At 62.3% G+C, this 6,834-nt stretch carries 7 protein-coding genes and 1 tRNA gene; 7 read left to right on the top strand and 1 reads right to left on the bottom strand.

Features of this window, described 5'->3' with window-relative positions; translation table 11 throughout:
* Positions 1 to 144 precede the first annotated feature (144 nt).
* The 5 genes from DM374_RS25330 to ppk2 all read left to right on the top strand — a co-directional run bounded on the left by DM374_RS25330 (position 145) and on the right by ppk2 (position 5,120).
* Positions 145 to 2,385 carry an AsmA family protein gene (locus DM374_RS25330; protein ID WP_110972332.1) on the top strand — a complete coding sequence of 747 codons (2,241 nt, stop codon included), beginning with the start codon at positions 145 to 147 and terminating at the stop codon, positions 2,383 to 2,385.
* Positions 2,382 to 3,449, top strand: coding sequence for an A/G-specific adenine glycosylase (gene mutY / locus DM374_RS25335; RefSeq protein ID WP_110972333.1), 1,068 nt, complete (start codon positions 2,382 to 2,384; stop codon positions 3,447 to 3,449). Before DM374_RS25330 ends, mutY begins: the two co-directional genes overlap by 4 nt.
* Entirely contained in the window at positions 3,446 to 3,718 is a 273-nt protein-coding gene (locus DM374_RS25340; RefSeq protein WP_110972334.1) for an oxidative damage protection protein, read from the top strand. Before mutY ends, DM374_RS25340 begins: the two co-directional genes overlap by 4 nt.
* 91 nt (positions 3,719 to 3,809) lie before the next feature.
* Positions 3,810 to 3,885 (top strand) — tRNA-Phe (locus DM374_RS25345).
* Between the two features lie 182 nt (positions 3,886 to 4,067).
* Positions 4,068 to 5,120, top strand: coding sequence for a polyphosphate kinase 2 (gene ppk2, locus DM374_RS25350; RefSeq protein ID WP_110972335.1), 1,053 nt, complete (start codon positions 4,068 to 4,070; stop codon positions 5,118 to 5,120).
* A gap of 4 nt (positions 5,121 to 5,124) precedes the next feature.
* Here ppk2 and DM374_RS25355 read toward each other — a convergent pair whose 3' ends face one another.
* Entirely contained in the window at positions 5,125 to 5,667 is a 543-nt protein-coding gene (locus DM374_RS25355; protein ID WP_110972336.1) for a hypothetical protein, read from the bottom strand.
* Positions 5,668 to 5,787: 120 nt separating this feature from the next.
* Here DM374_RS25355 and DM374_RS25360 point away from each other — a divergent pair, with 120 nt between their 5' ends.
* Positions 5,788 to 6,222, top strand: coding sequence for a hypothetical protein (locus DM374_RS25360; protein WP_110972337.1), 435 nt, complete (start codon positions 5,788 to 5,790; stop codon positions 6,220 to 6,222).
* 21 nt (positions 6,223 to 6,243) lie between these two features.
* Complete coding sequence (locus DM374_RS25365) at positions 6,244 to 6,675, top strand: hypothetical protein (protein ID WP_110972338.1); 432 nt, start codon at positions 6,244 to 6,246, stop codon at positions 6,673 to 6,675.
* Positions 6,676 to 6,834 lie beyond the last annotated feature (159 nt).

Here is a 6,834-nt window from a genome sequence, read left to right on the forward strand (position 1 = left end):
GATATCGCGTTTTTCACCGCAACTGACACTTTCACCGACAAGCGCCGTCGAAATCCCCTCGCCGCAGACCAATCGCGGCGGCCAACGTCACAGGGCTATACTCTGCGGCTGAATTTTCAGACATCGGACTACAAGGACTCGCCCATGAAAGCGTTTGGCAAAATCCTGGGACTGGTGGTTCTCGGGCTGTTGCTGATCGTGGTGGCCGGCGGTTTCGCCCTGACCCACCTCTTCGATCCCAACGACTACAAAGACGAGATCCGCCAACTGGCTCGCGACAAAGCTCATGTCGAGCTGACCCTCAATGGCGACATCGGCTGGAGCCTGTTCCCCTGGCTTGGCCTGGAGCTGCACGAGGCGAGCATTGCCACGCTGAACAAGCCCACCGAACCGTTCGCCGATCTGCAAATGCTCGGCCTGTCGGTGCGCGTGCTGCCGCTGCTGCGCCGTGAAGTGCAGATGAGTGATGTGCGTGTGGAAGGGCTGAACCTGAGCCTGGCCCGCGACGAAAACGGCCACGGCAACTGGGAAGATATCGGCAAGCCGCTGCCCGCCAACGCCCCGGCCGCGACGGCAGAAACGGCACCTGCCACCACGGCACAGACCGAGAGCAAGCCGGTCGCCAGCGAACGTCCGGTGAAACTGGATATCGACAGCCTTACCGTGAACAACGCCCGGGTGCAGTACAGCGACGCCCGCAGCGGCCAGAGCTTCAGCGCCGAAAGCATCCAGTTGAGCACCGAAGCCATTCATGAAGGGATCAACATCCCGCTGAAAATGACCGCCTTCCTCAGTTCCGGCCAGCCGGTACTGCGCGCCCGCATCGAACTCGCCGGCGAGGGGCGCTTCGACCGCGCCCTCAAGCGCTACCAGTTCGAAGACATGAAGCTCACCGGCGAACTGTCTGGTGAGCCGCTGCAACAGAAGAGCGTGACGTTCTCCGCACAAGGCCAGTTGCTTGCCGATCTGGCCGCCAACGTCGCCGAATGGAATGGCCTGAAACTCTCCGCCAACCAGCTCCGCGCCCTCGGAGAACTGAGCGTGCGTGAGCTGGATAAAGAGCCGAAGATCAGCGGCGGCCTGTCCATCGCCCAGCTCGACCTGCGCAAGTTCCTCGACAGCGTCGGCGTCGAGCTGCCGGCAATGAACGACCCGACCACCCTGACCAGCTTCGAACTGGTCGGTCACCTGCAAGGCAGCAAGAACAACCTGGCCCTGGAAGACCTGGCAATGAAGCTCGACGCCAGCACCTTCACCGGCCGCCTGGCCGTGGAAGACTTCGCCAAAAAGGCCCTGCGCATCCAGTTGAAAAACGACAAGTTCAACGCCGACCGCTACCTGCTGGCCAAGAGCGAAGCGGCCACCAGCGCCACCGCCGCGCGCCAGGCCGAGGTCAAGGGCAACGAAGTCAGCGCCCTCGCCGGCTCCGGCACCACGCCGCTGCCAGACGCCCCGACCCAGGTGGCCTGGAGCAGTGACAAGCTGCTGCCGGTGGACCGCCTGCGCGAACTGGACCTGCAAGCCAGCCTGAACTTCGGCGAGCTGACCCTGAACAAGCTGCCGATCCAGAACGCTGAACTCAAGGCCAACGGCCAGGGCGGGCTGATCACCCTCGAAACCCTGCGAGGCGGCCTCTACAACGGCGACTTCGAAACCCACGGTACCCTCGACGTGCGCCCACAGGTGCCGCAGATCGGCCTGACCAGCAAGATCAACCGCGTGCCGGTAGAACACTTCATCAAGCACGACGGCGACAACCCGCCGGTCAAGGGCCTGCTCAGCCTCAACAGCGACCTGACCGCCAGCGGCAACAGCCAGAAGGGTCTGATCGAAACCCTCAACGGCAACGCCAGCTTCGTCATCAACAACGGCGTGCTGGTCGACGCCAACCTTGAACAGCAGCTCTGCCAGGGCATCGCCACGCTCAATCGCAAGACCCTGAGCGGCGAACCACGCGGCAAGGACACGCCATTCCAGGAGCTCAAAGGCAACCTGACACTGCGCAACGGCGTGGCCAGCAACCCGGACCTGAAAATCCGCATCCCCGGCCTGACCGTCAACGGCAACGGCGACCTCGACCTGCGCGTGCTGGGCATGGATTACCGCATCGGCGTCATCGTCGAAGGCGACAAACGCGACATGCCGGACCCGGCCTGCCAGGTCAACGAACGCTTCGCCGGCCTGGAATTCCCGCTGCGCTGCCGTGGTCCGCTGGAACTGGGCGCCCGCGCCTGCCGCGTGGACAAGGACGGCGTCGGCAAGCTGGCCGGCCAGGTGCTGGGCAACCGCATCAACGAAAAACTCAATGAAAAACTCGACGAGAAGCTTGGCGACAAGGTCAGTCCCGAGCTGAAAGACGCACTCAAAGGCCTGTTCAAACGATGAACCCCGAGCAGTTTTCCAGCGCCGTGCTGGATTGGTACGACCGCCATGGTCGCCACGACCTGCCCTGGCAACAGGGCATCAACCCGTACCGGGTGTGGGTCTCCGAGATCATGTTGCAACAGACCCAGGTCAGCACCGTGCTCAATTACTTCAGCCGCTTCATGGACGCCCTGCCGGACGTCCAGGCTCTGGCTGCGGCGCCCGAGGACGAAGTGCTGCACTTGTGGACGGGGCTGGGCTACTACACCCGCGCACGTAACCTGCAAAAGACCGCGCGGATCGTTGTCGAGCAGTACGGCGGTGAATTCCCCCGTGACGTGGAAAAACTCACCGACCTGCCGGGCATCGGCCTGTCCACTGCCGGCGCCATCGCCAGCATCAGCATGGGCCTGCGCGCGCCGATCCTCGACGGCAACGTCAAGCGCGTGCTGGCCCGCTACACCGCACAAGAGGGTTATCCCGGCGAGCCGAAGGTGGCCAAGGCGCTGTGGGCCACTGCTGAGCGCTTCACCCCGCACGCGCGGGTCAACCACTACACCCAGGCGATGATGGACCTCGGCGCCACCCTCTGCACCCGCAGCAAGCCCAGTTGCCTGCTGTGCCCGCTGGAGCGTGGCTGCGAAGCGCACATGCTCGGCCAGGAGATCCGCTACCCGCTGCCCAAGCCGCGCAAGGCCCTGCCACAAAAGCGCACGCTGATGCCGATGCTCGCCAACGACGAGGGCGCCATCCTGCTTTACCGAAGGCCCTCCAGCGGGCTGTGGGGCGGTTTGTGGAGCTTGCCGGAGCTGGACAACCTGGACGACCTCGAACACTTGGCCGACCAGCACCAACTCAACATCGAAACCCGCCACGCACTCAGCGGCCTGACCCACACCTTCAGCCATTTCCAGTTGGCCATCGAGCCGTGGCTGGTACGCGTCGGCCAACAGGGCTCGCACGTGGCCGAGGCTGACTGGCTCTGGTATAACCTCGCCACCCCGCCGCGCCTGGGCCTCGCTGCCCCGGTCAAGAAGCTGCTCAAACGCGCGGCCGACGTATTGATTGCAGGAGAGTCGTCATGACCCGCACCGTAATGTGCCGCAAGTACCAAGAAGAATTGCCGGGCCTCGAGCGCCCACCGTACCCGGGCCCGAAAGGCCTGGACATCTACGAGCACATCTCGCAGAAGGCCTGGGCCGACTGGCAGAAGCACCAGACCCTGCTCATCAACGAGAAACGCCTGAACATGATGAACGGCGAAGACCGCAAGTTCATCCAGGGCGAGATGGACAAGTTCTTCTCTGGTGAGGAGTACGCAAAGGCCGAAGGCTACGTTCCACCGGCCGAATGACCCCGTAAAACGTAAGCGTCGGTATTAATTGAATAAATTTTTCAAAATTTTGTTGACGCAATCCTGAAAAAGCCTTTTAATGCGCCCCGTTGCCCAGATAGCTCAGTCGGTAGAGCAGAGGATTGAAAATCCTCGTGTCGGCGGTTCGACTCCGTCTCTGGGCACCAAGACAACGTAAAAACCCCTGAATCGAAAGATTCAGGGGTTTTTTGTTTGTGCTCGAAAAAGCGCGCACTCACGGCACGCGAAAACGCTACAAACCGCTGGCGCATTGATCGACATCAATATGCCATCACCCGGAATATGTAAGGTGGCAGGTGGACATTCGAAGGAACAGAAGGCCCCTCCCATGAGTGAAGAATCCCCCGCCCTCCCGCTTCCAGAGCCGTTATCCGGGGCAGGCCAGCATCAGACCACGCCACACAAAGCCAACACCTCTCGCCCGCATCGCCGCCCTCGCAAGCCCGCCCCGATCGTCGAAACCGACATCGCTGCGGACACCCCAGCCGCCCTCGAAGTCGCTACCGCCCCGCACGGCACCAGTGAAGACAGTTCGTCGGCCAGGCTCCCGCACACCTATCCGTACAGCACGCGCATGCGCCGCGCCGAATACGACAAGGCCAAGCACTCGCTGCAGATCGAGCTGCTGAAAGTACAGAACTGGGTCAGGGAAACCGGCCAGCGCGTCGTCGTCCTGTTCGAAGGCCGCGATGCGGCGGGCAAGGGCGGGACCATCAAGCGCTTCATGGAACACCTGAACCCGCGCGGTGCGCGGATCGTCGCCCTGGAAAAACCCTCCGAGCAGGAAAAGGGCCAGTGGTATTTCCAGCGCTACATCCAGCACCTGCCGACCTCGGGTGAAATGGTCTTCTTCGACCGCTCCTGGTACAACCGCGCCGGCGTCGAGCGGGTCATGGATTTCTGCACCCCGCTGCAGTACCTGGAATTCATGCGCCAGGCCCCGGAGCTGGAGCGCATGCTGTGCAACAGCGGCATCCTGCTGTTCAAGTACTGGTTCTCGGTAAACCGCGAGGAGCAACTGCGCCGCTTCATTTCCCGTCGCGACGACCCGCTCAAGCACTGGAAACTGTCGCCCATCGACATCAAGTCGCTGGACAAGTGGGGCGAGTACACGGCGGCCAAGGAAGCCATGTTCTTCCACACCGACACCGCCGATGCGCCGTGGACCGTGATCAAGTCGGACGACAAGAAGCGCGCGCGCATCAACTGCATCCGCCACTTCCTCAACGCCCTCGACTATCCGGGCAAGGACTTCCGCGTCGCCCACGAACCCGATCCGCTGCTGGTGGGCCGTGCCTCGCGGGAGCAGGAAGAAGACCTGCGCGACGAAGAAGACACCCAACTGCAAAGCCGGGTCAGCTCGCTGCTGCTGCCGGGCTGACGCCTCAGAAGTTGGCGATGGCGCTGCAATACTCGGCCTTGGTGGCTTTCACCGGCTCCGGCGTAGCGCCATCGATCCGCGTGAAGTCCACCCCGCAGCCGCGATAACCACGCAGCTCCAGCTCGTAATCGGCGCCGGCCTGCGGGGTGAAGGTGAACATGCCCAGGCACGTGCTCTTCTGGTCATAACTCACCGCCCGGCCGCCATCGAGAAAGGTCAGGGTCAGCGGCTTGCCCGCGGCCACCCGCACCTCGCTGGTGGCCCACCCCGCCGGCACCGGCTTGCCAGCAGGCATGCCGAGCTTTTCATTGTTGCGCTGGGCGAAGGTTTCGTTCGGCACGATGATCACGCCCGCACCCGGGCTGTACCAATCCACACACTCCAAACCGGGCACCCCGCGCACCATCCCGTCGGACATCACCCGCAGGCGCGCCGTCTCGCCACTGGCAGGCGAAGCAAACTGCGTGTTGAAGGATTTGACCGCAGCAATGTTGCCGCAGCCGCTCAAGACGGCGGCAGCGAGGCTAAGCACAACGATGGTTTTCATGCGGGATTCCCTTCGTGTTGGTCCGATAACCCGCCTGTGACACTGCTTCGTGGCTTGGGTTTCCCGGTCAACTGCGATTCAATACGCGGAATTTGACTGACTTCGCACAAAGGAACACCGATGGCCTCTAACACCAAGCAACAGAAACGCGCCAAGCGCGCCGCCAGCAAAGCCCGCGAAAACCGCATGGTGCGCAGCGGTCAGGCGGTGAAGAGCGGCGGCGAGGGGTCCAGCGCCAGCGTCGAGCAGGTGTTCAAGAAGGCCATGGACTCCGGCAGCTACACCGGCATGTTCGAAAAAATGAAAGCGGCGCAGGACACCGGCCTGGAAGCGATGATCGCCGTATTCATGGTCGACCCGCTGCTGACCCTGGTGCTCAAGGGCCATAAGGAAGACGACGCCAGCGACTACATCTGCAAAGTCTTCTGCGCGTATCGCAACTGGCTGGACGGCACCGAGGAAGAAGCGGCCATGGCGTGGCTGGAAAGCGATGAGTTCCAGGATGCGTATGTGGCGGCGTCGGAGATGGTGTCGAAGCAGAAGAAGTTTGGCTGATCGGAACAGGAGGAATTTCTGATGGCCTCGAACGCCAAGCAGCAAAAACGCGCCAAGCGTGCGGCCAGCAAGGCCAAGGAAAAAAGAGTGACGCGCAACAATATCTCGAAGAACAAGGATTCCTCCCCGCCCTCCATCGATGAGCTCTTCGCGACGGCCATGGGCGCCGGTCTGTACGACCAGTTGTTCGAGGAAATGAACGAGGCTCAGGAAATCAGTTTGACCAGGATGTGCCGCGTATTCCTTGCGGACTCGCTGCTCGCGATGGTGGTCAGCACTTACGGCGAGGATGCTGCGGCGGACTACATCTACGGCGTGCTCTGCGCCTATCGCGACTGGCTGGACGAGGCGGATCAGGATACGGCCACGGCCTGGATCCAGAGCCCGGAGTTCGTTGAAGCGTACGAGCAGGCGGCGAAGGAGATAGAGGCTGAGGTGGCTGGCGAGCAGTGAAGAGGCCCGTCAGGGCCTCATCGCGAGCAAGCTCGCTCCTACAGGTTCATCATCACCGTCTCTGTAGGAGCGAGCTTGCTCGCGATTGACCCCAACTATTTTTCTTACTTGCCAGCAGTCAGCGCGTTATAGCTGGTCATCAGATTCCGGTAATCCGGG

This window comes from Pseudomonas huaxiensis (genome assembly GCF_003231275.1).
In the GTDB taxonomy this organism is placed as follows: domain Bacteria; phylum Pseudomonadota; class Gammaproteobacteria; order Pseudomonadales; family Pseudomonadaceae; genus Aquipseudomonas; species Aquipseudomonas huaxiensis.